The organism is Psychroflexus aurantiacus (assembly GCF_010820555.1).
Taxonomy (GTDB): Bacteria; Bacteroidota; Bacteroidia; order Flavobacteriales; family Flavobacteriaceae; genus Psychroflexus; species Psychroflexus aurantiacus.
Genome location: NZ_JAAIKD010000002.1, coordinates 65,932 through 90,579, shown reverse-complemented (window position 1 = coordinate 90,579; position 24,648 = coordinate 65,932). Strand labels below are relative to the sequence as shown.

23 protein-coding genes and 1 pseudogene are annotated in these 24,648 nt (G+C 38.6%); 9 read left to right on the top strand and 15 right to left on the bottom strand.

What is annotated here, in order from left to right; all coding sequences use genetic code 11:
- Positions 1–214: 214 nt before the first annotated feature.
- The 5 genes and pseudogenes from G3567_RS03075 to G3567_RS03060 all read right to left on the bottom strand — a co-directional run bounded on the left by G3567_RS03075 (position 215) and on the right by G3567_RS03060 (position 4,196).
- Positions 215–508 (bottom strand): putative quinol monooxygenase, encoded by a 294-nt coding sequence (locus G3567_RS03075; protein ID WP_164003864.1) that lies wholly within the window; start codon positions 506–508, stop codon positions 215–217.
- Between the two features lie 123 nt (positions 509–631).
- Entirely contained in the window at positions 632–919 is a 288-nt protein-coding gene (locus G3567_RS13310) for a cation transporter (protein ID WP_205521168.1), read from the bottom strand.
- Between the two features lie 24 nt (positions 920–943).
- Positions 944–1,518 (bottom strand): annotated as a pseudogene (locus tag G3567_RS13305) (cation diffusion facilitator family transporter).
- Position 1,519: 1 nt separating this feature from the next.
- A complete protein-coding gene (locus G3567_RS03065; RefSeq protein ID WP_205521166.1) occupies positions 1,520–2,314 on the bottom strand; it encodes a cation transporter in 795 nt (264 codons plus the stop codon).
- A gap of 379 nt (positions 2,315–2,693) precedes the next feature.
- Entirely contained in the window at positions 2,694–4,196 is a 1,503-nt protein-coding gene (locus G3567_RS03060) for an NADP-dependent isocitrate dehydrogenase (RefSeq protein ID WP_164003863.1), read from the bottom strand.
- Positions 4,197–4,402: 206 nt separating this feature from the next.
- Between G3567_RS03060 and G3567_RS03055 the strand changes: the two genes are divergently transcribed.
- The 4 genes from G3567_RS03055 to G3567_RS03040 all read left to right on the top strand — a co-directional run bounded on the left by G3567_RS03055 (position 4,403) and on the right by G3567_RS03040 (position 8,245).
- Positions 4,403–5,368 carry a Gfo/Idh/MocA family protein gene (locus tag G3567_RS03055; RefSeq protein WP_164003862.1) on the top strand — a complete coding sequence of 322 codons (966 nt, stop codon included), beginning with the start codon at positions 4,403–4,405 and terminating at the stop codon, positions 5,366–5,368.
- Between the two features lie 21 nt (positions 5,369–5,389).
- Positions 5,390–6,280 (top strand): 3-hydroxybutyryl-CoA dehydrogenase, encoded by an 891-nt coding sequence (locus G3567_RS03050; protein ID WP_164003861.1) that lies wholly within the window; start codon positions 5,390–5,392, stop codon positions 6,278–6,280.
- 2 nt (positions 6,281–6,282) lie between these two features.
- The gene (locus G3567_RS03045; protein WP_164003860.1) at positions 6,283–7,521 is read left to right on the top strand and encodes a DUF1015 domain-containing protein; all 1,239 of its coding nucleotides are present in this window, start codon (positions 6,283–6,285) and stop codon (positions 7,519–7,521) included.
- 64 nt (positions 7,522–7,585) lie between these two features.
- The gene (locus G3567_RS03040) at positions 7,586–8,245 is read left to right on the top strand and encodes a YggS family pyridoxal phosphate-dependent enzyme (RefSeq protein WP_164003859.1); all 660 of its coding nucleotides are present in this window, start codon (positions 7,586–7,588) and stop codon (positions 8,243–8,245) included.
- 357 nt (positions 8,246–8,602) lie between these two features.
- Here the strand turns inward: G3567_RS03040 and G3567_RS03035 are convergent, their stop codons facing one another.
- On the bottom strand, positions 8,603–9,031 hold the full coding sequence (locus G3567_RS03035; protein ID WP_164003858.1) for an Hsp20/alpha crystallin family protein: 429 nt from the start codon (positions 9,029–9,031) through the stop codon (positions 8,603–8,605).
- Between the two features lie 340 nt (positions 9,032–9,371).
- On the opposite strand from G3567_RS03035, the gene G3567_RS03030 reads away from it, so the two are divergent.
- Genes G3567_RS03030 through miaA form a run of 5 tightly spaced genes read left to right on the top strand, consistent with a single transcriptional unit; the run spans position 9,372 to position 14,972 of the window.
- Entirely contained in the window at positions 9,372–10,736 is a 1,365-nt protein-coding gene (locus G3567_RS03030) for an exonuclease domain-containing protein (RefSeq protein ID WP_164003857.1), read from the top strand.
- Between the two features lies 1 nt (position 10,737).
- Positions 10,738–12,474: a TrkH family potassium uptake protein gene (locus G3567_RS03025; protein ID WP_164003856.1), complete on the top strand. Its 1,737-nt coding sequence runs from the start codon at positions 10,738–10,740 to the stop codon at positions 12,472–12,474.
- 2 nt (positions 12,475–12,476) lie between these two features.
- Entirely contained in the window at positions 12,477–13,187 is a 711-nt protein-coding gene (locus G3567_RS03020) for a potassium channel family protein (RefSeq protein WP_164003855.1), read from the top strand.
- A gap of 43 nt (positions 13,188–13,230) precedes the next feature.
- On the top strand, positions 13,231–14,052 hold the full coding sequence (locus tag G3567_RS03015; protein ID WP_164003854.1) for an ion transporter: 822 nt from the start codon (positions 13,231–13,233) through the stop codon (positions 14,050–14,052).
- Positions 14,049–14,972 (top strand): tRNA (adenosine(37)-N6)-dimethylallyltransferase MiaA, encoded by a 924-nt coding sequence (gene miaA, locus G3567_RS03010; protein WP_164003853.1) that lies wholly within the window; start codon positions 14,049–14,051, stop codon positions 14,970–14,972. Before G3567_RS03015 ends, miaA begins: the two co-directional genes overlap by 4 nt.
- A 45-nt stretch (positions 14,973–15,017) precedes the next feature.
- On the opposite strand, the gene G3567_RS03005 is transcribed toward miaA, so the two are convergent.
- From G3567_RS03005 to coaBC, 9 genes are all read right to left on the bottom strand, one after another.
- Positions 15,018–15,740, bottom strand: coding sequence for a response regulator transcription factor (locus G3567_RS03005; protein ID WP_093366267.1), 723 nt, complete (start codon positions 15,738–15,740; stop codon positions 15,018–15,020).
- Positions 15,741–15,744: 4 nt separating this feature from the next.
- A complete protein-coding gene (locus G3567_RS03000; protein WP_164003852.1) occupies positions 15,745–17,310 on the bottom strand; it encodes a sensor histidine kinase in 1,566 nt (521 codons plus the stop codon).
- Between the two features lie 69 nt (positions 17,311–17,379).
- A complete protein-coding gene (coaE, locus tag G3567_RS02995) occupies positions 17,380–17,967 on the bottom strand; it encodes a dephospho-CoA kinase (protein WP_164003851.1) in 588 nt (195 codons plus the stop codon).
- On the bottom strand, positions 17,964–18,914 hold the full coding sequence (locus G3567_RS02990; protein ID WP_164003850.1) for a YbbR-like domain-containing protein: 951 nt from the start codon (positions 18,912–18,914) through the stop codon (positions 17,964–17,966). The genes coaE and G3567_RS02990 overlap by 4 nt, the downstream gene beginning before the upstream one ends.
- Positions 18,911–19,918: a glycosyltransferase gene (locus G3567_RS02985; protein WP_164003849.1), complete on the bottom strand. Its 1,008-nt coding sequence runs from the start codon at positions 19,916–19,918 to the stop codon at positions 18,911–18,913. The genes G3567_RS02990 and G3567_RS02985 overlap by 4 nt, the downstream gene beginning before the upstream one ends.
- A gap of 71 nt (positions 19,919–19,989) precedes the next feature.
- Positions 19,990–20,802 (bottom strand): enoyl-ACP reductase FabI, encoded by an 813-nt coding sequence (locus G3567_RS02980; RefSeq protein WP_164003848.1) that lies wholly within the window; start codon positions 20,800–20,802, stop codon positions 19,990–19,992.
- 33 nt (positions 20,803–20,835) lie between these two features.
- Positions 20,836–22,488, bottom strand: a complete 1,653-nt coding sequence (gene recN, locus G3567_RS02975) for a DNA repair protein RecN (RefSeq protein ID WP_164003847.1) — start codon at positions 22,486–22,488, stop codon at positions 20,836–20,838.
- A gap of 65 nt (positions 22,489–22,553) precedes the next feature.
- Positions 22,554–23,441, bottom strand: a complete 888-nt coding sequence (gene porD, locus G3567_RS02970) for a type IX secretion system protein PorD (RefSeq protein WP_164003846.1) — start codon at positions 23,439–23,441, stop codon at positions 22,554–22,556.
- Positions 23,441–24,637 carry a bifunctional phosphopantothenoylcysteine decarboxylase/phosphopantothenate--cysteine ligase CoaBC gene (coaBC, locus tag G3567_RS02965; protein ID WP_164003845.1) on the bottom strand — a complete coding sequence of 399 codons (1,197 nt, stop codon included), beginning with the start codon at positions 24,635–24,637 and terminating at the stop codon, positions 23,441–23,443. The genes porD and coaBC overlap by 1 nt, the downstream gene beginning before the upstream one ends.
- Between the last annotated feature and the right edge of the window lie 11 nt (positions 24,638–24,648).

Genomic DNA, 24,648 nt, shown 5'->3' with positions numbered 1-24,648 from the left:
TATGTTTTGACGAATATGGAAGTAAATTTAGAAAAAAATATGAGCAATTCTATATGCGAAAATATTGTTTTAGGGCTATATATTTATTCGGTTTTCAATAGATGCTTATCAAGCGAAACATAAACCAGTTACAATGGCTTTTAAGCTGTTTTGGTTATATAAAAACGATCGGCTTTCATAAGCTAGCCGTTTCTAAAACTCAATAAGCCAGTAATCATTTACTACTTATAATTTCAATTTTTCTAATGTTAGGATCTTCCACTAGTAATTCTGATGCGTTTTCCATTAAAGCTTTGGCGATTTCTCCATTGAGGTGCGCATCTCTGCCGTGTTCGTTTTCAAAGGTGTCAAAAATTCCAAAAGTCGACTCATCTATTTGAAAAGAATACCAGGTAAGGGTTTCATTTTCTTTCTTTGCAGCTTCAACAGCATTTGATAAAAAATTTCTCACTTCGCTTTCTTTTCCTTTTTTAGCTTTGACCGTCGCTAATAATCCTAAATTCTTCATGGTAGTTTTATTTAATTAAATCAATATAGATATTCGTAATTTAGGCATACACATTAATACATTACAATACAATGGCTTATTTTATGAATCTTTTAATTGTCTATAAAATGAATTGAATCTTATTTAAATTTTAGACTTCCCATAACTGCAGCCTCCATCTTTACCTCCAATTTCAATCGTGACATGTTCAATAGATTCCTCGTGAAGTCTGTATCGTATCTTTTCTTTTAAATCCGAAACTTCTGACAGTTTATAATCTTGTTTCAATCGCACATGAACAGACATCACGTTATAGTTCCCGTCCAAAGACCAGACGTGGAGATCATGAAATTTCATAATTTCAGACAGGTCCAGGAGTTTGCTTTTGACCTCATCCAGGGAAACCTCTGAAGGGGTTGCCTGTAAAATCACCTGTATGCTTTTCTTTAGATTTCTTTAAACATTGTAAATCACGCATAGCGATATCAAAATGGATAAAAGCGGATCGATAAAAGGCGCATCAAAGTTCATCATGAGTATACTTCCGACTAAAACTGCCGCCCAGCCGAGCACATCTTCGAGCAGGTGTAAGGACACCACCTTTTCGTTTATGGATTCACCCTTTCTCAGTTTAAAAACGGCAGCACCATTTACAATAACCCCAAGAATTGCCAGGTAAAGTATGCCTTCAGCATGTGTATCTTCAGGGTTAAATAGCTGAGGTATGGTTTGAGTCAAAATAAATACAGAGCCAACTGCCAGCACAACCGCATCGATGATTGCGCCCAACAAGGAAAAGCGCTTATAGCTGTAGGAATAATTTTGGTTACGCCCTGTATTGGATAGGTTTTGAAAATACCAGTAAAGCCCCAGACTCAGACTATCCCCAGGTCATGTAAGGCATCGGATAAAATGGCCAAACTGTTGGTATAAATTCCTCCAATAATCTCAACAATAGTAAAACCAAGATTTAGAAAGAAAGCAACTTTTAAGTTACCGGTATCCTGAGAATGATCGTGGTGTTGTTCCATTTTATTTGGACAGTTTTAGAATTCTGAAGGCGCCCTGCATGACAACAGTGAAAACTAGTCCGCCTATGACCAAATCCGGCCATTTGCTATTCAGGTAATAAACCAGAATCCCTGCCACCATGACTCCTGCGTTCACAATAATATCGTTGGAAGTGAAGATGGCACTCGCCTGCATATGTGCTTCTTTGCTTTGATTTTTGTTGATGAGCCAAAGTGAAATCAGATTTCCCATTAAAGCAAAAATGGAAACAATAATCATAAGTTGAAACACAGGGGTTTCACTTTCCCTAAAAAAACGTCTCAGGACTTCTGAAAAACCGATTAAAGCTAAAATCATTTGAAAATAGCCACTGGCTTTTGTCACTTTTTTCTTGCGGATTGCAGTTGACCCAACTACCAGTAAACTTAGACCGTAAACAATAGAATCGGCCAGCATGTCCAGAGAATCAGCTATCAAACCCATGGAACTTGAAATCCAGCCCGTTGTCATTTCAACAACGAAGAAGGTAAAATTAATACCTAGTACCCACCAAAGGATTTTTCGCTGTTGAGCTTCATCATCACCGGCAACAGGCAACTCTGCTTCCTCTGTTCCTTTCAATTCATCCTTAAGCCCAAGCTCATGTATCGCCTGATGAATACCTGCCACATTAGTGGTGTGATAGACTTCAAGTTTTCGATTAGAAAGATCAAAGCAAAGCTGCTTAACCTCCTCAAAATTTTCCAGCTTCATTCGGATCATCTGTTCTTCTGAAGGGCAATCCATCTGGCTGATGTGAAAGGTGGTTTTGTTCATTTTTAAACTCTAAGATTTTATAATTTTTACTAAACAGAAAAAATCTTACTGAATTAAAATTAGCTATCCATCAAGCCATCACTAAACGATTAAGCATTCTTTAACTTTAAACTAAAAAAGCTGATTCTCTATTTTTTTAAAATTTGAAAGAAATTGAAACTGTTAAGGCCAACTCAGGAATATCCTTGTGCAGAATTTTCTGCTGAGCATTTTATGCCGGATTGAAGCTAAAATTGCTAAGTGTTCATCTAAGCACATGCTCTGGCTTAATCTAATTTTCGCAGAAAGTTTTTTAGACAACTACTTTTTTGGATATGCCTATAAAAAAAATGCCTCAAGCAAAACTTAAGGCATTTCAGGGCATAATCTAACTAAAAAACTATTCTCCCTGTCCCAGGGAAAACCCTCTTTGGTTGTCGAAATTATATAGGTTTTCCGTTTTGATGACGTCAAAGCCTGCTTCTGATAGCTTTGATAAAAGCGCCAACACGTGGTCAAATTCAATTTTTGCATACGCGGGCTGGTCCTGGTCTGCTCCAACGAACCTGCATCGCCAGTGGTCTGTGCAATAGGTTTCTTTTAATCCATTTGGAAAGACTTTAACGCCTCGGTTGGTTATCATTTTCAGCTTTACTTTGTAAGCCTGAACACCACTAAGATCTTTGCCTATATGCTCCGGGTCATTACCTTTCCAGTCTATAAATACATCTACGCCTACCAGATCTTTTTTCTCTTCCTTTCGAATATAGTCTGGCACACTAATGATTCCGCTTCCTTTAGAGAGTTCGCTTGGATTGAAGTGCGAAGGTTTCTTTCCTAAATTTGCTATGACTCGATCCGCAAATGCTTTGGTTCCCAGTTTTTCTACACTTACAGCTTCTCTGAAGATATCAGCTGTATGATAGCCTTCTTCAAGAGTTTTTAACCATGCATTTTTGATTTTATCCCCTACATCAGCCTGACCTATATGCACAAGCATGGAAATAGCAGCATTGATGAGTCCTGACGGATTTGCTATATTTTTTCCTGCTATATCGGGTGCAGAACCATGTATGGCTTCAAACATCGCCACGTTCTTACCTATGTTTGCCGAGCCGCACATTCCTACAGAACCTCCAATTTCTGCTGCAATATCTGAAATGATATCGCCGTAAAGATTCGACGTAACAATGACATCATAATTTTCAGGCTTGGCAGCCAGACGCGCCGCGCCGATGTCTATGATTTGAGTTTCACTATTGATCTCCGGGTATTCGATTGCAATTTCATCAAAAACCTTATGGAATAATCCGTCAGTAATTTTCATGATGTTGTCTTTCAGCATGCAGGTTACTTTTTTTCTGCCACACGCCTTAGCATATTCAAAAGCATAACGAACAATACGTTCACAACCCGGTCGGGTTATCAACTTTAAACATTGGTACACATCCTGGGTTTGCCTGTGCTCTATCCCGGCATATAAATCTTCCTCATTTTCGCGAACGACTACCACATCCATATCGGGAAAATGACTTGGTACAAAAGGCGTTAAAGCCTGGACGGGCCTAACGTTAGCAAACAATCCCAAAGATTTTCTCAAGGTAACATTCAGGCTTTTGTAGCCTTTACCCTGAGGAGTGGTAATAGGGGCCTTGAAGATCACCTTATTGGTATTGATGGCTTCCCAGGAAGAATCCTCAACGCCTGAAGTGTTTCCCGATAAATACACTTTTTCTCCCAGCTCAATATAATCTGGCTCAATATTAGCTCCGGCAGCATTGAGGATTCTGAGCGTGGCCTCCATGATTTCAGGACCGATGCCGTCACCGTTGGCTACAGCAATTTTTACAGGTTTACTAAGGCTTTGTGTTTTTTCTTCTTTGTTGGCTTCTAATGTACTCATGAGTATAGGTTTTAGGTTGACGATACAAATATCAGAATATCGATTCATATATTTTTATTTATATATTATATGATATACATAAATATATATTATAATTATCTGTGTTTCACCCAGTCTGATCAGACTCTAAAAGAATTCCTATAAGCTTTCTTAAGGTCGGTATTACTAAAAAAGAAATGTTACTTTTGTTTAAAATCATATTATTTATGCTAAAAGTCGGTGTTTTGGGAGCTGGACATCTCGGTAAAATTCACCTGAGATTGCTCAGCGAATCCAAGAAATATGCCCTGGTTGGATTTCACGATACCAATAATGACCATGCCTTGGCCGTAGAAAAGGAATTTGGCTACAGGTATTTCGATAATTATAAAGACCTGCTTAAGGAAGTAGATGTGATCGACATCGTCACTCCTACGACCAATCATTCCATCATGGCAGAGCAGGCCATAAAAGCCGGTGTTCATGTGTTTATAGAAAAGCCCATAACCTCTACAGTCGAGCAAGCCGAAAACCTGATTCAGCTGGCCAAAGAACACCACGTGAAAGGTCAGGTCGGACATGTGGAGCGTTTTAACCCGGCCTTTAGAGCAGCCATCGATAAAATCGATAACCCCATGTTTATTGAAGCGCATCGTTTAGCCGAATTTAATCCTCGCGGAACGGATGTGCCCGTTGTTCTGGATTTGATGATTCACGATATCGACGCCATTTTAAGCGTGGTCAAATCCAAAGTCAAAACCATCAGTGCAAGCGGTGTTTCCATTATTTCAGAAACGCCAGACATAGCCAACGCCAGGATTCAGTTTGAAAATGGCTGTGTGGCTAATTTAACTGCCAGCAGGATTTCTTTGAAGAACATGCGTAAATCGCGCTTTTTCCAAAGGGATGCCTACGTTTCTGTGGATTTTTTGGAGAAAGTCACTGAAGTGGTCAAAATGAAGGACGCACCAAAAGAGCCGGATGATTTTGCGATGATTCTTCAAAATGCAGAAGGCGTCAAGAAACAAATCTATTTCGATAACCCGGAAATACAAACCAACAATGCCATTCTGGATGAGTTAGAGACCTTTGCCACCGCCATTGAAAACGACACTCCCCCCATAGTGACTTTAGAACAGGGCACAGAAGCTTTACGAGTCGCTATGCAAATCATAAAAGCATTTGATAATTAATAACTTTAAACTATACAGATCATGAAACATATCTCAATTATAGGAGCAGGAACCATGGGTAATGGTATTGCGCATACATTCGCCCAGTTCGATTATAAAGTCAGTTTAATCGATGTAACCAAAGACAATTTAGACAAAGGAATTGCAACCATCACCAGAAACCTGGACCGCATGGTGAGCAAAGAAAAAATAAGCGAAGACGATAAAAAGCGGACGCTGGCAAACATCACAACCTTTACAAGTATTGCCGATGGCGCCAAAAACGCTGACCTTGTTGTAGAAGCGGCTACAGAAAATGAAAAAATTAAGCTGGACATCTTTAGAGAGCTTGATAAAGTTTGTCCCTCTGAAGCCATTCTGTCTTCCAATACAAGTTCGATTCCGATTACCAAAATCGCTGCGGTAACCAACAGACCGAAACAGGTGATAGGAATGCACTTTATGAACCCGGTGCCCATCATGAAACTGGTGGAAATCATCAGAGGTTACAACACCAGTGATGAGGTTACCAAAACAGTCGTGGACTTGTCCAAAAATCTAGGTAAAGTCCCCACTGAAGTGAATGATTATCCCGGTTTTGTAGCGAATCGCATCCTGATGCCTATGATCAATGAGGCGGTTGAAACCTTATACAACAATGTAGCTGGTGTTCAGGAAATCGACACCGTCATGAAACTCGGAATGGCTCACCCTATGGGACCACTTCAGCTGGCCGATTTTATTGGCTTAGACGTGTGTCTGTCCATTTTGGAAGTGATGTACGATGGTTTCAAAAATCCAAAATACGCTCCTTGCCCACTCCTGGTCAATATGGTAAGAGCAGGCAAACTCGGCGTGAAATCCGGTGAAGGCTTCTACGATTACAGCGAAAATAAAAAGGCAGAAAAGGTGTCTTCACAATTTGCCTCTTAATCATGCCCGTTGTCAAACCCTTTAGAGCGACCAGACCTACTCGAGATAAAGTAGGTCTTATAGCTTCAAAACCTTACGATACCTATACCAAAGCTCAGATAGAAGCTCGGCTGGATAACAACCCGTTTTCGTTTTTGCATATTGTAAATCCGGGGTACAAATACAATAAGGAAATCTCCGGCAAGGAGCGTTTTGGCCTTGTCAAAAACAGGTTCGAAGAATTCAAAGAAGACGGCAGTTTTCAGCAGGATAAAAAACCCTGCTACTATCTGCATAAAATCATCTACAGAAATGAAATACAGTTTGTGGGTTTTGTGGGCGCAGCCAGTACTGAAGATTACGAAAACAACAGCATCAGAAAACACGAAGACACACTCAAGGAAAAAGTGGATGTCTTTACAGAATATCTAAAAACCGTTCGATTCAATGCCGATCCTGTGCTCCTCACCTACCCGGATAATACCGTTTTAGAAGGAATCGCTCAGGAACGAATGCAGGAACGGCCGGAATATGAATTTACCACCACCTCCAGAGAAACCCATCACTTTTGGGTGATTGATGATGAAGCGACCAAAGAGCAAATCGAGGCGGAATTTAAAGCCATGCAGCATATTTATATCGCCGATGGTCATCACAGAAGTTTATCCTCTATCGACCTAAAGAAAAAACTCCAGGCAGAAAATGAGGCGCATACAGGCTACGAAGCTTACAATTATTTTATGGGTTTCTTTATTCCTGAAAGTCATTTAAGAATTCACGAATTCAACAGACTTGTTAAAGATCTAAACGGCCTGAGCAAAGATGAGTTTTTGATAAAACTGGATGAGCAATTCAAAATTGAAAACCTGAAGCAGAATTATTACAAGCCAACGAAGCCTCATCATTTTAGCATGTATCTGGATGGTGATTTTTACGAATTGAATCTGAGGTTCAGAAATTATGATTTTCATGATGCCTTATCCAGGCTTGATGCACAGATCCTGTACAATACTATCCTGAAGCCTATTTTAGGCATAGAGGACCTGAGAAATAATTCCAGACTGGAATATAGTCAGGGCCAGAAAGACATGGCTTACGTGAAAGGGATGATTGATAATGGAGAATTTGAAGTTGGTTTCGGAATGTATCCTGCTAAAATTGACGAGATGAAAACCATTGCAGATGAGGGCATGAAAATGCCGCCGAAAACGACCTTTATTGAACCGAGACTGAGGAGTGGGATTACGATTTATGAATTCTGAATTTTTATCCAAAATGACAGATTCATAGTTAATTAAATTATTATCACATTTTAAAATTTAATTCATGGAAGGCACTATAAAGGAACATATTAAATTTTTTAAAGAAGAACTTGGAGAAGATGTGGATCTGGTTGCCGTTTCCAAAACCAAGCCCAACGAAGATCTGTTGGAAGCCTATGAGGCTGGTCAGCGGATATTTGGTGAAAACAAGATTCAGGAGATGACCGGTAAATGGGAGTCTTTACCCAAAGACATCGAATGGCATATGGTGGGTCATGTGCAAACCAACAAAGTGAAATATATGGCCCCTTATGTGGATCTAATTCACGCTGTACAAAAGATGAAGCTGCTTAAAGAAATAAATAAACGAGCCAGGGAAAACGACCGCGTGATTAACTGCCTGCTCCAGGTTAAGATTGCTGAGGAAGACTCCAAGTACGGGATGTCTCCTGAGGAGTTAAAGGCTTTTCTGAAAGACGAAAAACTCGCCGAATTAAAAAACGTCAAGCTTAAAGGCCTGATGGGTATGGCTACTTTTACGGATGATGAAGATCAAGTTCATAGAGAATTTCAAGTCCTTCAGAATCTCTATGAAGAAACGTCCAAAACCTATCCTGATTTCAGTATTCTGTCCATGGGTATGAGCGGTGACTACAAAATCGCCATGCAACACGGGACAACTATGGTGAGAATTGGGAGTTCTATTTTTGGGGAAAGGCATTAAGGTTTCGGCACATCCCAGTGAAAAAGTATTAATTATTTATGATTCTTTCACCGCTGAGGCGCAGAGACCATAGAGATTGATTGAAGACAATCTCTAAAACACTGTCTGGCCGAAAGTTCAGTAGTACTGAAAATATAATCTTTTTGTGTGATACGAATAAACAAAAAACGGTCTCAAAATTTATCTTTTTGTCATTCTGAACCTACCTGACTGCGTCAAGCAGCCGGGTTGATTTCAGAATCTTTTATAATTGATAATCAAGTTATGTTAAGACCTTGAAACTCCTGAAGCATCGGGACAAGGTGACCATTTAGATAGTTTGAGACCGCTTTTTTAGCTAATTCAAATCTAAACCAATTACTTAATGGCGATTTCTCTTGCCGGCTTTGGCTTAGCCTCTTCTCGTTTTGGAATATCTACATAAAGAACTCCATTTTTGTATTGCGCAGAAATCTTATCGCCGTCTACCGTATTTGGCAAGGTGAAGGATCTTCTAAACGACTGATAACTAAACTCTCTTCGCGTATAGCGTTCGCCTTCTTCCTTTTCATGTTCTTCTTTTTTCTCTGATGAAATAGTAAGTTCGTTGTTATTCAATTCGATTTTAAAATCTTTTTTATCAAATCCTGGAACAGCTACTTCTACGCCGAATTTATCTTCGTTTTCTTTGATGTTGACCGAAGGTAAAGTGGTGTTGGTTTCAGAGTAATCTCTGTTGAACATGTCGTTGTTAAAAAGTCTGTCGAACAGACTTACATCCTGATTTACATAATGTGTTGGTAACATAATTTATAAGTTTTAAAGGTTAATATCACAATTACATTTACAGTATTTTCAAAATAGATACCAAATTAATTTTAGAGTGAAAAATGCATGTTACAGGTGTGTTTTTAAGCTTAAAACCAGATTACTAAGGGATTTTGAAGAAAATATACGTCAAAATGTCTGCTTTTAAAAGAATGAGCATGTCATTTTGTCTTAGCCACTGAAGTTAAGCAGGGTTAAATTCAGCATAAAAAAGAAAAATAAGTCTACTTTAAAAGCTTAAACTTTTGGTTATAAGGCTTTGAAACAGAATTATATCTTTATTTTTGCCCCTTAATTTCAAATATTTACAGGAGATAGATTGTACGCTATACTAGACATAGAATCCACAGGAGGGAAATATAACGAAGAGGGAATCACAGAAATTGCTATTTACAAATTCGACGGACATGAAATCGTGGACCAGTTCATCTCTTTGGTGAATCCTGAACGAAAAATACAGTCGTTTGTGGTTGGATTAACGGGCATCAACAATGAAATGCTTCATCACGCGCCCAAGTTTTACGAAGTAGCCAAACGAATTATTGAAATTACCGAAGGCTGTATCATTGTTGCGCATAATGCCAAGTTTGACTACAGAATGCTGAGGCTGGAGTTTGAAAGACTAGGCTACACTTATGAGCGTAAAACCTTGTGTACCGTCAAATTATCTAAAAAACTCTTGCCCGGCTTTGAATCTTACAGCCTCGGAAAACTCGTCAAAAGACTGGGAATCCCTATAACGGACAGACATCGGGCAAGTGGTGATGCCCTGGCCACTGTAAAGCTATTCAAGCTACTTTTGGAAAAGGATGTGGATAAGGAAATCATAAGTTCCAACCTGAAGCTAAATGCCATAAGCAGCGTCGACCAAAAGCTGATACGGCTGGTAGACGAATTGCCGAATGCGGTTGGAGTCTATTATTTTTCGGATAGCGATGGTGACATTATCTATGTTGGGAAAAGCAAGGATATCAAAAAGCGGGCTAACCAGCATTTCACGAGTGATGCACCCAAATCCAGAGAAATACAGGAGCATGTGACTTCCATAGATTTTGAAAGAACAGGCAATGAACTTTTGGCTTTACTCAAGGAAAATCAGTCCATCAAAAAATTAAAGCCTAAATTTAATTCGGCACTTAAAAAAAGCCTGTTCACTCATGGTCTGTATGCCTTTGAAGATGAAAAGGGCTTTATCAATCTTTCGGTGTCAAAACTAAAATCAAAAGAAAACTACATCACGAGTTTCACCAATTACCAGCAGGGTAAAGCTTTTATGGAACGGGCTTTAGAAACCTATGGGCTTTGCCAAAAGCTGACCGGACTTCATAAAACCGAAGGCGCCTGTTTTAATTATACCATCAAACAATGTCAGGGGGCATGTGTCCATGAGGAATCATCAGAAAGCTACAATGAGAGAGTCAGACAGCTTATTGACTTTTATGATTACCAAAATAAAAACATGATTATACAGGACAGAGGAAGACATGCCGGTGAGAAAAGTGTAGTTTTGATCGAAAACGGAGAACTTGCAGGCGCAGGATATACCGAATTAAATTTTCAAGTCGAAAATATGTCTATCCTCAAAAATATTATCAATCCAATGCAAAACGACAGAGATTCTCAACATATCATACAGAGTTATTTAAGAAAAAGCAATCACCACTTAAAGATCCTTACGTTCTAAAATGAATAAAAATACCCTTGTTCATAGTATTTCATTTTTGCTGAGTCTTTTAGGTCTAGTCATACTGATTTTTGATTTAGGATTCGATCATCCTGAAAATCTGACCACTACCTATACTATTTTTTATGCAGTTGTTTTAGTTCTTGGAGTCACCTCTACCTCAATCAGGTATTATCAAAACGAAAGCCTGCCGAATAAGGAAGTTGTCATTTTTGATGTGTTATCGATTTTATTTTCAGTTTTTGTACTCGTAAGGCATTTTATGCTCCTGGAAGTTTCGTTTCTAGAAAGTTTTTACATTGACGACTACTGGTTAAAGTTTGCTATTATTTTTACGTTCATTCGAGAATCGTCTGACATTAAAATTTCCGTAGACCGTACCATACTCAATCCGGCTCAACTTTTTATACTGAGTTTTCTGACTATTATTTTTCTGGGCAGCCTGCTTCTCCTGCTACCCAATGCCACCCATTCCGGAATTAGTTTTATAGATGCCTTATTTACCTCCACCAGCGCTGTTTGTGTTACAGGACTTATTGTAGTGGATACCGGGAGCTATTTTACGGGCTTAGGTCAAACCATCATTCTTTGTTTGATACAGATTGGCGGGCTTGGCATTCTAACCTTTACCAGTTTTTTTAGTTATTTTTTCAAAGGCGGTTCAACCTATGAAAATCAACTGACTTTAAACAGCATTACCAGTTCCAAATCTTTAAACACTGTGTTTAAAACTTTAAAGTATATTATTGTGATCACTTTTGGAATTGAACTGGTGTCAGCCATCCTTATTTACACCTCATTGGATAGTACCGACTTTAACGGTTTTATAGACCAGGCTTTTTTCTCGGTTTTTCATGCGATATCAGCTTTTTGCAATGCAGGGTTTTCAACCTTATCCAGTAGTTTTTATGAGGAAGGCTTTCGGTTTAATTACGGGTTACAACTTATCATCATTGTATCTTTTATAGTAGGTGGGCTTGGATTTCCAATTGTTGAAAATATCGATAACTATATCAAGTACAGCGTTAAAAGATTGATTGGCGGGGGAAGAAATTTTAAACCCTGGGTGTTGAATATCAATAGCAGGATTACCTTAATTACCACCTTTACAGTAACGGCAATTGCATTGGTTGCCGTCTATGTTTTAGAATACGAAAACACCCTTGCTGAACACACTGGTTTTGGAAAAATAGTGACTGCCTTATTTACAGCAGCTACTCCCCGAACAGCAGGATTTAATACGGTAGACATGGCTTTATTAAGCATGCCGACCTTGTTATTAATTTTATTGCTGATGTGGATCGGGGCTTCACCAGCATCAACCGGTGGCGGTATCAAAACCAGTACCCTCGCCATTTCTGTTTTAAATATATTGAGCTTAGCTAAAGGTAAATCCAGAATTGAAGTTTTTAAAAGAGAAATATCCAGTATATCGATTAGAAGATCTTACGCCATTATTGCTTTATCTTTGATAGTGATAGGTTTTTCTATCTTGATCTTAAGTATCAGCGATAAAAACTTAAGTCTTTTCGATTTGGTTTTTGAAACCATTTCGGCGTATTCTACAGTGGGATTGAGCCTGGGAATCACCGGACAGCTGAGCGATTTAGGGAAAGCCGTAATCATTTTTACTATGTTTGTAGGAAGAGTGAGTATGCTTACGGTTGTAATCGCTATTTTTAAGAAAATAAAACAGAAGAATTATGATTATCCTACTGAAGAAATAACAATCAACTAAACATGAAATATATCATAGTAGGCTTGGGAAATTTTGGATCTTCCATCGCTCAGAAATTAACAGCTCTTGGTAACGAAGTCATTGCCATTGATGATAGCATGGAGAAGGTAGAACATTTTAAAGAAAAAGTAACCCACACCATCCGCATGGATGCTACCGATGAACTTGCTGTTTCTGATTTACCTTTTGAAGAAACTGATATTGTTTTAATCGCTATCGGCGAAGATCAAGGTTCAAATCTTATGGCAACTGCTCTTTTTAAAAATTTAGGCGCCAAAAGATTGATAAGCAGAGCTATAAACCCGTTACATAAAAAAGTTCTTGAAGCTATTGGGGTTGATGAAATCGTACATCCGGAATCAGAAACCGCAGAGCGCTGGTCGAACAAACTTCATTTGAAAAATGTAATCGATTCTTTTGAGCTCAATGATGAATTCAGCATTATTGAAGCTAAGGTTCCCGAAAAGTATGTGGGAAAAACAATTAAGGAGTTAAAGATCAGAGAAGAACATAATCTCCTTATCCTAACGATTATTCAAAGAAAAGAAAAAACTACGCAGATTGGAGAAAAAGAGAAAGTCGATAAAATTGAAGGAATCGCCAATCCAAATGTGGAATTGAAAGAAAAAGACATTTTAGTCATCTTTGGAAAAAACTCTGACTTAGACTCTTTTATTGGTGAAAAATCATCAGAAAAAAATCAGGACGACTAGACTAAATAGTTTTAAATACACTCAACCCGTTTAAATCGCAGCTATGACTTGGAAAGAAAAAGTTCATGAAGTTATTTATGAAGCTGATACAACTACAGGCAAAGCCTTTGATGTTGTTTTAATCGTGGTGATTCTTGCGAGTTTAACATTAGTTGTTCTCGATTCGGTAGAATCTATTAGTCTAAAATACCACAACCTTTTTGTAACTCTAGAGTGGATAATCACCATTTTTTTTACGATTGAATACATCTTGAGAATCATAAGTATCAAGCAACCTAAGAATTATATTTTTAGTTTTTATGGTATTGTTGACTTTCTCTCCACAATACCTTTATACATTTCTTTAATCTTCGCAGGCTCTGGAGCACTGCTATCTTTAAGAGCACTTAGATTACTGCGCGTTTTCCGTGTATTTAAATTAGCAAGATACACAGGAGCAGGTTCTGTAGTTTCAGTCGCCTTAAAAAGAAGTATGCCCAAAATATTAATATTCCTCTACAGTGTCATCATAGTATCTTTTGTTTCGGGTACCATTATGTACCTTGTAGAAGGTCCAGAAAACGGCTATACCTCCATTCCTATTGGGATTTACTGGACAATCGTTACTCTTACTACGGTTGGATTTGGAGACATTCACCCTGTAACGCCTTTAGGTCAATTCATCGCAACTCTCATTATGCTTCTAGGTTATGGCATTATCGCTGTTCCTACTGGAATTGTCACCGCAGAGATGACCAAAGAAAATTTTTCCAGAAACACTCAGGTGTGCTACAACTGTGGTGAGAGCCAACATAAAGATAATGCGGAGTTTTGCCACAAATGTGGTTATCCGCTCAACAAAAGCAAAGAAGATATAGAAACATGAAAACTGATTCTCCAGTCTTGATTTGCATTGTCGGCCCCACAGCTATTGGCAAAACCGCTCTGAGCATACAACTGGCCTCTCATTTTGCTGCTGAAATTATCTCTGCAGACTCCAGACAATTCTTTCAGGAAATGCAGATTGGAACCGCAGTTCCCACAGCGGATGAACTCGCAAAGGCAAAACATCATTTTATACAGCACATCTCGATAAGAGAGGCCTACAATGTTGGCAGATTTGAAGATGAGGCCCTAGAGGTTTTACAAGGCCTCTTTAAATCCAATTCCATGGCCCTTTTGGTTGGTGGAAGCGGGCTTTATCAGAAAGCTGTAACAGAAGGCCTGGATTCCTTTCCTGAAATACCTTCAGAAATAAGAGAAAAATATAATGATATCCTTAACACCGAGGGCATAGAGACATTGCAGACCTTACTTAAGGAAAAAGACCCTGAAACGTTTAAGACGATCGACGTTTCAAACCCGAGACGACTTAGCAGAGCTTTGGAAGTCATTGAATCTTCTGGACAGTCTTTTTTATCCTTTCAAAATCAAAAGAAAAAAGAACGCAAATTTGAGGTCATAAAAATCGGTCTTGATGCTCCGCGGGAAGTGATTTATAGCAGAATTGAACAGCGTGTGGACCTGATGATCGATCAAGGTTTAGTAGAAGAAGCCAAAAGGCTTTATCCGTATAGACAGAACAATGCTCTGCAAACCGTGGGGTATAAGGAATTATTTGCTCATTTTGATGGCGAGCTAAGCCTGGATGAAGCCATTTCAGAAATAAAAAAAAATACCCGAAGATTTGCCAAAAGGCAACTCACCTGGTTCAAAAAAGATCCTGAGATTCATTGGTTTCATTACCAGACCCCATTGGAGGAGATTTTAGCTTATATTAAAACACAAAAAGACCAATCGTACTAGACGATTAGTCTTTTTGGTTATTTAGGAACTGAAAAAAGTGGCTTATTAAGCACCTTTCCCGTCAGAGCCTTTAACGACTAGACGGAAACCTTCACCGTGGATATTCAAAATTTCCACTGTATCATCTTTTTTCAGATATTTTCTCAATTTGGCGATATACACATCCATACTTCTTGAGGTAAAGTAGTTGTCATCTCTCCAGATCTTGGTTAATGCAAGCTCTCTTGGCATCAAATCGTTTTCATACAAAGCAAGTAAACGCAGTAATTCGTTCTCTTTCGGAGATAGTTTTATAGGCTCCTCATCCTTGTAAGTTAAGAATCTCAATTTGGAATTGAGGTGGAAATTACCGACTTCAAATTCAAACTGCTTGCTGTCTGCTAATGTATCGGAATTCTTGCGCTGCATGATGGCTTTAATTTTCATCAAAAGCACTTCACTGTCAAATGGCTTATTCAAATAATCATCTGCTCCAACTTTGTATCCTTTCAACACATCATCCTTCATCGCTTTGGCAGTAAGGAATATGATGGGAACATCTTCGTTCTTGGCTCTTATTTCCTTGGCTAAGGTAAAGCCATCTTTATAGGGCATCATCACGTCTAAAATACAGAGATCGTAATTTCCTTTTTTAAATTTTTCGAAGCCTTCCATACCGTTTTTGGCATGAGTGACATCATAATCATTCATGGACAAATAGTCCTTTAATACAATTCCGAAATTCGGATCGTCTTCTACTAATAAAATTTTCTTGTTTTCAGTTTCCATATATTTATGATATTAATGGTAATTTAATTATAAATGAACTTCCTTTTCCTTTCTCACTTTTAACGGAAATTTCTCCGTGGTGATCGTCTACGATTCGTTTTACATAAGCCAATCCAAGACCATGCCCTTTTACGTTATGCACATCTCCTGTATGTTCTCTGTAAAATTTATCGAATATTTTTTTCTGCACCTGTTTTGACATTCCACTTCCTTTATCGGAGATAATCAAAACAACGTAATTATTTACATTTTCCGTGGTCACTTTAATTTCGGGAGCCTCGGCGGAATATTTTACCGAGTTATCCAGAATATTGACAATCACATTAGAAAAATGTGAATCGTTGGCTAAAATAGTATCCCGCTTAGCTTTAAAATCGGTTTCTATACTTCCATTTCTGTCTTCCACAATCAGACTAATGTGACTGATAGAATCCTCGATAATCTCATGCAGATTCAGTTTTTCCTTTTCAATATCGAGCTCATTCTTTTCGAGTTTAGAAATCCTCAAAACATTTTCTACCTGGGCATGCATTCGTTTATTTTCTTCCCGAATCATGTTCATGTACCGATCCACAGCTTCAGGATTTTTGGAAATCATCGGGTTTTTTACAGAATCCAAAGCCAGATTAATGGTAGCAATAGGCGTTTTAAACTCATGCGTCATATTGTTGATGAAATCCGTTTTAATCTGAGATATCTGTCTTTGTCTTATCAGCTGACCAATAGCTGAAGAAAAGGCAAGAACAATGACTAAGGTAAACATAACTGATAGACCTCCCATTAAGGCTATGGATGATAAAATCTGCTTGTTTTTATCTTTAAAATTGATAAACAACTGATAATCTGAAAATTCATCGTTGTAAGAATAAACAGGTATACCGTAGGTAGAAGGTGAATTCAGTTCAAAGCTGGCTGTTCTCACTTTGGTAGATAGAGCATTGCTGTAAATTCCAAAATCATAATCGGATTTCAAATTGCGCTTCTGCATTTGTTCATCGATCAGTTTTTTGATTTCCAGGGTATCCACACGCTTGTGTATTGGAATTTTCGAAGCCATCTCTTTGATCGCATCCATCCACAAATATTTTTGCTCCTCTCCCAGATTGCTGATTCTTTCGTAACGCTCCATTGCATTAAGATTACTTCCATCAAAGTTATCCCGCCTCATCACTGCCGTTACCTTACGGTTAATCAATTTTTTAAATTCTATGGAATCTTGGTTTTCTGCTAAAAATGGAGATGCAATTTTATAATCTTCCTGGAACAAGGAGTTGGAATACATAAAATATTCCGTTGAAATTCCATCGTCAGGTAATTGGAATATTTCACTCAGCTGAGTTCTTATGGGGGTTTTAGAATCTGCTATGGAAGCAAATTTGAAGTAATACTTATCTATTTCTTCCTTTTCCAGCTGCTGAACAACGTTGATAAGAATCTGCTTTGCACCCATTGAAAACTGCTCTTCGTTGCTTTCTACCGTATTTTTAATCCAGTAGCCCTGAACGAAAATGATTCCTATTAAGGAAACACTCATCAGTATAATTATGAATGTAAATATGCGTTTATTCATTCTGCCAAAATTACAATTTTAACAAAATGCTTTGTCGGTGTTTAACCGAAAGTTAACAAGACAATTGCGCTATTTATATGAAATAATTGAAAATTTCTCATGAAGTTCCTTAACCTGTTGCCGAGTTTGTTTTAAATTAATATTTTCAATTATAAAATCAGCCTGTTTTTTCTTTTTGGACTCGGGCCATTGTGCTTTCATTCGGGATTTCACATCTTCATAACTCACCTGATCTCTTTCCATAACGCGGCTTATCCGGATTTCCTCGGGAGCTGTCACCAATACCGTAAAGTCGAAGTCTGAAGCTCGATTTTTTTCGAATATAATCGCTGCTTCGTAAATGATATACGCAGCATTTTGCTCGCTGAGCCAGCTTTTAAAACGTTCGTGTACTTTTGGATGTATGATGGAATTTAAGCGCTCCAGCGCTTTTTCATCGTTAAAAACAATAGCCGCCAAATCTGGTTTATGAATCAAACCTTCAGAAGTCAGTTTTAGACCATAGGTTTTCGATACTTCTAAAGCCACTTTAACATCGTCCAGTATCTTTTTGGCCTCAGTATCCGCTATGAATACGGGGACCTTGTAGTCCTGAAACATCCTGGCCACCGTAGTTTTGCCGCTTCCTATTCCCCCCGTAAGGCCAACTTTTATCATTTTTTAATTAAATAATCGACTTTATAATTCTCTAAAGAAACGCTTTTGACCTGCTTTGGCTGTTTCACCAGGTCCAGGAACATAAAATTTTCATCAGGCTCATATTTAGCAATCACCCTAAAACCGGACTCATCTATTCTTTCATAATTGGAAAGACTCGTGGTGAAATTTACTTTTACTGTTTTGGGAAAAATAACGAGTTCATTGGCAAGTGAGTCGTTTTCTAAATGGATTGGAATTTCAAAACTGCCTCCCGTAAATTTTACAACAGGCAAAGTAAAGTTTACAGTCTCTACCAGATACCTGATAGAAACAGAATCTATTTTTTGAATTTTAATCTCTCCCTGTATGGTGTCTGAAACCTCTTTTAAAATCTTTTCCTTGGTGGTAATGTATTCCAGCGTTTTTAAAATAGAATCATTTCCGGAAACTTCTACAAAAGGCGGGTCAAAAATAAAGTCTGCAATAGAATCATAGCCTTTATTAAAATTGACCTGGATATTCGGTTTGATTCTTAACTTTTTAGTTGACAATTTATAGGGGTCAAAGCTTAGCTTTTCCTCTTTTATTTCTAAAGCCCTTTCAGAAAGATCCAAAGATTGAGCAATTTTTGAGGTATTGGCTTCAAGGCTGTAGGTATAGGCATTATCAAGTGAATCGAGTTGGTCAAAATTCAAGTCCAAGGTGGAATTAAAGAGTGTTATGGATAAAATTTTAAATCCCGTTTGCTCAACCTGAACGCTTACTGTTTTAGTCTTATTTTCAAAAACCATATGCTGAGGAATTTCCTTAAGCTGGAAGGTCAATTCTACCTCATGTTCATAAGTTTTCGACATCTGAACAAAAATCCAAATGAGAAGTGTAAAACCTAAAAAAAAGAAAAAGGCCTTGTAGTTTCTTTTTTGAAAATTGGTTTTTATTTTTTTAATCTGTGTGTATTTACTCATTTACTAAAAAATAATTTGGGAAATGTATTTTCAGGTATTTGTCTCAAGATATGAATTTTGAAATAACTCCAAACAAATCCTGCGCCATAGCTTACAAATTGAATATTCGCAGCCAATACGCTTAATATAGCTATTTTAAAGTGTTTATGACTAAACAAGGCATCTAAAAACAATAGAAAATTATATAAAGCATAGAAATAAATAAGAAAATGAAGTTTAATAAGAAGCAAAATCAACCCCAGGACCAGCATCAAGGTATAAAAAAACGGGAACCAGTAAGTGACTTTTGAAGTCTCAGGATAACGAGCCAGCAAAATCGGTCTCACAAGGCCAAACTTAAAAACTTGTCGGGCAAATTTTTTATAATCTGTTCTTCGCTTGTGATAGACATGCGCTCCCTTAATATAGCCAACTTTGAAATTTTGCTGCTTGAGACGAATCGATAAATCCGGGTCTTCCCCGGGATGTATGCGGCTAAAGCCTTTGGATTCCTTGAAAGCCAGCCTGGAAATACCCATATTGAAACTTCTGGGCTCGTAGGATTCGGAACGCATGGATTGATCGCTTCCACGTATTCCTCCAGTCGTCAATAGCGAAGTCATGGCGTAATCTATAGATTTTTGAACAGGTGTAAAGCTATCTAAAGCCTTATCACCTCCGCCATAGCAATCCAGGTAATTTTCCGTCAGAGCTTCCCTGACTACCTTCAAATAGCCGGCAGGAATGATGACATCACTGTCTAAAATGATATAATAGTTCCCTTTCGCCTTTTCCATCCCATAGTTTCTGGAATCCCCGGGGCCTGTATTTTTCTTGAAATAATATGAAATATTCAATTTTTCTTTAAAGTCCTTCACCACCTCTTCACAGCTTTCCTCCGATCCATCTTCCACGATTACGACTTCAAAAGCACCCGGAACCAGACACAGGCTTTCCAGAAGTTCTTTGATTTCCTGGGGACGGTTATAAACGGGAATGACAAACGAAAAGTAAAGCTCTACCATACTGTAAAGATATTATAAATAAAAAATCCCGAAGCAAAGCTTCAGGATTGATTATGATGAATTCAGCACGACTACTCCTCCATCGCTTCCATGAGTTCCTGACTCACTCCCATATTGGAGAAGCCACCATCGTGAAATAGATTTTGAAGCGTTACTTTTTTGGTTAAGTCTGAAAATAAGGTCAGTGTATAATCAGCACATTCCAGTGCAGTTGCATTGCCAAGTGGAGACATTTTTTCTGCGTAATTCATAAATCCTGTAAAGCCTTTCACACCCTGTCCTGCAGAAGTTGGCGTAGGAGACTGTGAAATGGTGTTCACTCGCACTTTTTTATCTTTTCCGAAAAAATACCCAAAACTTCTGGCTACAGATTCCAAATAAGCTTTGTTATCTGCCATATCGTTATAATCTGGGAACACACGCTGAGCAGCCATATACGTAAGAGCCACAATACTACCCCACTCATTCATCGCATCTTTTTTGTAAAGCGTCTGCATCAATTTATGGAAAGACATGGCCGAAACATCCAAACCTTTATGGGTCCAGTCGTAGTTTTGATCGGTATAATGCTTTCCTTTTCTGACGTTGATAGACATGCCGATAGAATGCAATACAAAATCCAGTTTCCCACCAAGGATTTCCTGAGCTTTTTCGATTAAATTTTCTAAATCTTCAACATTCGTAGCATCAGCCGGAATCACTTGAGAATTAGTTTTTTCAGCAAGTGTATTGATGGTCCCCATTCTTAATGCTACCGGAGCATTGGTAAGAACAAATTCAGCGCCTTCCTCATGAGCGCGTTCGGCTGTTTTCCAGGCAATAGAATTTTCGTCTAAGGCCCCAAAGATAATTCCGCGTTTTCCTTTCAATAAATTATATGACATAGTTTTATTTTTAATTCAATGCTGTAAAGTTAATCATTTTAACAAAGATTGAGCATGTGCCAGAGCAGATTCAGAGGTTTTATCCCCACCCAGCATTTCGGCAAGCTCATTCACCCGGTCTTCCTGGCTAAGCACTTTGATATTGGATTGTGTTTTTTCGTTGTGTGTGGTTTTATACACTTTAAAGTGCTGCTGACCCATGCCTGCTATTTGAGGCAGATGGGTAATTGAAATTACCTGTAAGGAAGCCGACATCTTTTTCATAATCACTCCCATTTTTGTCGCAACATCGCCGGAAACTCCAGTGTCAATTTCGTCAAAAATGATACTTGGCAGGTTTTCATACTGAGCCAGTAAACTTTTTATAGCTAAGGTAATTCTGGACATTTCCCCACCCGAAGCCACTTTTTTGATATCCTGAGGCGCACTCCCTTTGTTGGCCGAAAACAGCCATTCAAAATGATCTGCTCCTCTTGAACTAAAGCTTGAATTTAAAGTCCCTTCAATTTTAAGCTTAGCATCAGGAATCCCTAATTCACCCAGCATGACTTCCACCACTTTAGAAATCGTTTCTGTCGTATGTAATCTGCTTTTATAAAGCTCCTCAGCGAGCCTGAAAAGCTCTTCTTCTTGTTTTTTAATTTGTGATTCGGACTCCTGCAGTTCTCTTTCAGCATTTTCTTTTACAGAGACCTGCTGCTCGAGTTCTTCTTTAACCCGCATCAGGCCTTCAAGGTCCGAAACATGATGCTTTTTTTGTAAGGTATAAATCAATTGAAGCTTCTCATTTACCTCTTCCAGGGCTTTCGGATCGGCATCCAGAGATTCCAGCTGAGTCTGAGTTTCAGAGCTGATGTCTTCAGCTTCTATCAAGATGCTTTCCAGACGCTGCTGGAGTTCGCTCAGACCCGGATCCAGCTGAGAAGCTTTTCTAAGCTGCAGGTTGATTTCTCTCAACTGAGCCACCACCCCTATGGTTTCTTCATCGAGTTGCTGGTAAGACTGGCCTAGCTTTTCCTGAAGTTCTTCTACATGACTCAGCTTGCTTTGCGAAGATTCCAGCTCATCCTGAAGCCCGGGCTTCAGTTTGGCTTCGGTCAGTTCTGAAAGTAAAAACACATTGTAATCGTAAGCTTCATCGGCTTTGATTTGCCTGGATTTTAACTCGTCATATTCTTTTTTGAGAGCATTCAGACGTTTGTAATTTTTCAGAAAATCAAGCTTAAGGTCTGAATTTTGAGCTACTGTATCTAAAACAGCGTACTGATACTCCTGATTTCCGATGGAAAGCGTTTCATGCTGAGAATGTATGTCTATGAGATGAACGCCTAACTCGCTCAAATTCGAAAGTTTAACAGGCGTATCGTTGACAAAAGCCCTGGATTTACCCGAAGGCAGGATTTCACGTCTTATAATCGTCTCCTCTTCATAATCCAAATCCAAGCTTTGAAACAGCGACTGCAGATGAAATGCTCCAACAGAAAACTGACCTTCGATAACGCATTTTTTATCAGAATTTCTAATGGAATTCAGGTCTGCCCTCTTCCCTAAAAGCAAAGAAAGGGCGCCAAGAATAATGGATTTACCAGCCCCTGTTTCACCAGTGATAATTGAAAAATTATCTGTGAACTCAAGACTGATGTCTTCAATAAGAGCAAAATTTTTGATCCCAAGAACTCTAAGCACAAATAAAAATTTAAGACATTAATATGAAGGCTAATCTACTAAATATTGAGGGATCCACATTAGAATTAATTGTCTATCCTCCTCCATTTGGTACTGTGAACAGGAGCCACCTGATTCAGCGTATTCATGGTAGAGCTGATGTCCATTTCCGGACCACCATCCAGGATTTGCATAATTTCATCGGCTTTGGCATCAAAAAACAACCTGAATAAAACCGCGTTCGGCCGACTTTTTGAATTCTGAGAAACCAGATTAATGGCGGTCAGAATGTTTTCTTTTCCGGCTGAAACATCCTCGTGCATTACATCCAGCCCCTTTCTGTGGTAAACGTACAAGGCTTTTCTGAAATTTGAAAAATTACCTGAAAGCAAGTCCCTGTTAATTCCGAACCTGCTTTGAGAGATACCTGCATCCCTCCAGCCTATACCCCCTCTTTGTCCGGCGACATTTACGATTTTCCTGGCTTCTTCATAAAACGCGTCGCCGCCACCTTCCATAAACGTATCGGCATCGTAACCCAGAATGGTATAAATGTAAAAACTGATTGTAGAAATGAGATTACTGGTAAAGACGTTTGGATTGTAATTTAAAGGCTCAAATTCTTTATAAATAAAATTGAAATCATCATCCTTTATATTCAACAGAATGGAATTCATTGTAGAACCGAAGACGGGACGGGAAGACTGGACCTGAAGCGTTGCCTGAAAGTTATCGGCATCATAGGACTGTACCAAAATATTAAAACTACACTTTATACGCTGGTGTGGCTGGTAGTTGGAGTCTGTCCACTGTGTACTATTGATAAACTCGGTAATATCTTCCTCCAGGGTATTGAAAACGCTAAGTTGCGTTTTACCGGTTTGTTGTGCATCCAAATAGACCTCAGCCTCAATAGCCTGGGAGGAGGCCAGTAAAGGAAAACATAAAACCAGTAAAAATGATTTGAAATGCATTAGTCTTTAATTTTCAAAAGGTGATCCAAAATATCTTTAGCCACTTCGGCTTTGGGCTTGGCTTCAAAACGAATGATTTCTGAATTTGTTATGATTTTGATTTTATTGGTTTCTTTTTTAAACCCCGCTTCTTTATCATTTAAGGAATTTAGAACGATAAAGTCTAAATTTTTCTTCTTTAGTTTAGCTTTAGCATGCTCTTCTTCATTTTGGGTTTCAAGGGCAAAACCCACTAAAATCTGATGAGTTTTCAAAGTGCCTAAATGCTTTAGAATATCTGGAGTGGGTTCCAGATCTATTCGCAAAGAATCTTCACTTTTCTTTAGTTTTTGATCGTACTGGGTTTTGGGTTTATAATCTGAAACCGCTGCGGCAGCGATTACAATATGAGAATTCTCAAAATTTGCTGTGGCCGCTTCAAACATATCCTGAGCGCTTACCACATCAAATCTTTTCAAATGGCTATGGGTGAGTTTTAAGTGGGTGGGACCGGTGATCAGATTGACCATCGCCCCGAGTTTTAAAGCCTGGTCTGCCAGTTCAAAACCCATTTGTCCGCTGGAATGATTACCTATAAACCGAACAGGATCAATAGCTTCATAGGTGGGTCCTGCGGTAATAGTTACTGTTTTTCCTGACAGCGGAAGCTGGGACAGTATATCCTGTTCTAAAAAATGAATGATATTTTCCGGCTCGGCCATTCGCCCCTTACCACGAAGACCACTGGCAAGATAACCAGACTCTGGCTTAATGAATTTATTCCCGAAGCCGATCAGTTTTTCGATGCTTGCTTTGGATGACGCATGCTTATACATATCCAGATCCATGGCGGGTGCAAAATACACTGGACATTTGGCTGATAGATATGTGGTGAGTAGAAGATTATCGGCATTTCCGGCAGCCATTTTCGATAAGGTATTCGCCGTTGCTGGTGCTATTAGCATAAGGTCTGCCCACAATCCAAGTTCCACATGGTTGTTCCAGTTTTTTTCTTCATCGGTAAACGAAGAAACCACCGGATTTTCTGAAAGTGTTGACAGGGTAAGCGGAGTGACAAATTGCTCAGACTCAGGCGTCATGATTACTTTTACATCGGCCCCCGATTTTTTAAGCAGTCTTACCAAAAAAGCAGATTTGTAAGCGGCAATACCACCCGTAATTCCTAAAAGGACATGCTTGCCGCTTAAAATACTCATCTGCAATACGT

What these genes read in the sequence shown, in the direction of transcription:
- G3567_RS03075 (WP_164003864.1), bottom strand. Translation starts at nt 508, where the DNA reads ATGAAGAATTTAGGATTATTAGCGACGGTCAAAGCTAAAAAAGGAAAA.
- G3567_RS03065 (WP_205521166.1), bottom strand. Translation starts at nt 2,314, where the DNA reads ATGAACAAAACCACCTTTCACATCAGCCAGATGGATTGCCCTTCAGAA.
- G3567_RS03060 (WP_164003863.1), bottom strand. Translation starts at nt 4,196, where the DNA reads ATGAGTACATTAGAAGCCAACAAAGAAGAAAAAACACAAAGCCTTAGT.
- G3567_RS03055 (WP_164003862.1), top strand. Translation starts at nt 4,403, where the DNA reads ATGCTAAAAGTCGGTGTTTTGGGAGCTGGACATCTCGGTAAAATTCAC.
- G3567_RS03050 (WP_164003861.1), top strand. Translation starts at nt 5,390, where the DNA reads ATGAAACATATCTCAATTATAGGAGCAGGAACCATGGGTAATGGTATT.
- G3567_RS03045 (WP_164003860.1), top strand. Translation starts at nt 6,283, where the DNA reads ATGCCCGTTGTCAAACCCTTTAGAGCGACCAGACCTACTCGAGATAAA.
- G3567_RS03040 (WP_164003859.1), top strand. Translation starts at nt 7,586, where the DNA reads ATGGAAGGCACTATAAAGGAACATATTAAATTTTTTAAAGAAGAACTT.
- G3567_RS03035 (WP_164003858.1), bottom strand. Translation starts at nt 9,031, where the DNA reads ATGTTACCAACACATTATGTAAATCAGGATGTAAGTCTGTTCGACAGA.
- G3567_RS03025 (WP_164003856.1), top strand. Translation starts at nt 10,738, where the DNA reads ATGAATAAAAATACCCTTGTTCATAGTATTTCATTTTTGCTGAGTCTT.
- G3567_RS03020 (WP_164003855.1), top strand. Translation starts at nt 12,477, where the DNA reads ATGAAATATATCATAGTAGGCTTGGGAAATTTTGGATCTTCCATCGCT.
- G3567_RS03015 (WP_164003854.1), top strand. Translation starts at nt 13,231, where the DNA reads ATGACTTGGAAAGAAAAAGTTCATGAAGTTATTTATGAAGCTGATACA.
- miaA (WP_164003853.1), top strand. Translation starts at nt 14,049, where the DNA reads ATGAAAACTGATTCTCCAGTCTTGATTTGCATTGTCGGCCCCACAGCT.
- G3567_RS03005 (WP_093366267.1), bottom strand. Translation starts at nt 15,740, where the DNA reads ATGGAAACTGAAAACAAGAAAATTTTATTAGTAGAAGACGATCCGAAT.
- G3567_RS03000 (WP_164003852.1), bottom strand. Translation starts at nt 17,310, where the DNA reads ATGAATAAACGCATATTTACATTCATAATTATACTGATGAGTGTTTCC.
- coaE (WP_164003851.1), bottom strand. Translation starts at nt 17,967, where the DNA reads ATGATAAAAGTTGGCCTTACGGGGGGAATAGGAAGCGGCAAAACTACG.
- G3567_RS02990 (WP_164003850.1), bottom strand. Translation starts at nt 18,914, where the DNA reads ATGAGTAAATACACACAGATTAAAAAAATAAAAACCAATTTTCAAAAA.
- G3567_RS02985 (WP_164003849.1), bottom strand. Translation starts at nt 19,918, where the DNA reads ATGGTAGAGCTTTACTTTTCGTTTGTCATTCCCGTTTATAACCGTCCC.
- G3567_RS02980 (WP_164003848.1), bottom strand. Translation starts at nt 20,802, where the DNA reads ATGTCATATAATTTATTGAAAGGAAAACGCGGAATTATCTTTGGGGCC.
- porD (WP_164003846.1), bottom strand. Translation starts at nt 23,441, where the DNA reads ATGCATTTCAAATCATTTTTACTGGTTTTATGTTTTCCTTTACTGGCC.
- coaBC (WP_164003845.1), bottom strand. Translation starts at nt 24,637, where the DNA reads ATGAGTATTTTAAGCGGCAAGCATGTCCTTTTAGGAATTACGGGTGGT.